We start from the raw sequence: 1,107 nt of genomic DNA, 5'->3' as shown, positions 1-1,107 counted from the left end.
CATGGGGGCGCTGGTCGACGCCGCCACCAAGAAACCGATCGACGGCGGCATCGAGCGTGTCGACGACTTTACCGTCCGGCTCAATCTGCCGAAGCCCGACATTTCGCTGATTGCCGGCTTGACCGACTATCCAGCGCTGATCATGCATCGCAGCTACGATGGCGAAGGCGATCCGCTGAAGGCGCTGGCGATCACCACTGGACCTTGCGAATTGGTGGCGTGGGACGCCGAGGTCGGCGCCGAGGTCCGCCGCAAGGACAAGCCATGGTGGAAAGGCGACTTCTGGCTCGACGGTATCCAATGGGTCGACTACGGCTCCGATCCCAATGCGATGTTCTCGGCCTTCGAATCGGGCGAGATCGACACCAACCACGAAACCGCCGCCGATACGGTGTCGCAAACCGACGCCATGGATCTGAGCAATTCGGAGCTTGCCACCGGCTCGACCATCGTCGCGCGCTTCAACGTCGGCAATCCACCCTATGACGACATCAGGGTGCGGCGCGCCGCTCAGCTCGCGGTCGACAATGCCGCAATCCTAAAGATCGGCATGGACGACCGCGGCAAGCCGGCCGAGAACCACCATGTCGGGCCGATGCATGCCGAATACGCCGATATCGGCCCGGCCGTCCGCAATGTCGATCAAGCCAAGGCGTTGCTTGCCGAGGCCGGCAAGTCAGACCACGAATTCGAGCTCATCTCCGTCGATGTCGACTGGCAGAAGAACACCGGCGACGCCATCGCCGCGCAGATGCGCGACGCTGGGCTGAAGGTCAAACGCACCGTGTTGCCGGCGGCGACGTTCTGGAACGACTGGAGCAAATACCCCTTCTCCTGCACCGAGTGGCTCGGCCGGCCGCTGGGCGTCCAGGTGCTGTCGCTGGCCTACAGATCCGGCGCCGCGTGGAACGAGACCGCCTACGCCAATCCGGAGTTCGACGCCTTGCTCGACAAGGCGCTGGGCACACCCGACGCCGGCGCCCGCAAGGAGATCATGGCCAAGATCGAACAGAATTTGCGCGACTCCGGCGTCATCATCCAGCCCTACTGGCGCTCGGTCTACCGCACGTTCCGCAAAGGCGTGCACGGCTGCGAGCAGCACCAGTC

At 64.0% G+C, this 1,107-nt stretch carries 1 protein-coding gene; it reads left to right on the top strand.

Annotation, left to right across the window (positions count from 1 at the left end; all coding sequences use genetic code 11):
- The coding region (locus EOA85_RS35830; RefSeq protein WP_164760157.1) for an ABC transporter substrate-binding protein at nucleotides 1-1,107 on the top strand (1,107 nt) is incomplete at both ends.

Source organism: Mesorhizobium sp. M5C.F.Ca.IN.020.29.1.1, assembly GCF_003997375.1.
Classification (GTDB): domain Bacteria; phylum Pseudomonadota; class Alphaproteobacteria; order Rhizobiales; family Rhizobiaceae; genus Mesorhizobium; species Mesorhizobium wenxiniae.
This window is presented reverse-complemented; position numbering and strand designations above follow the sequence as displayed.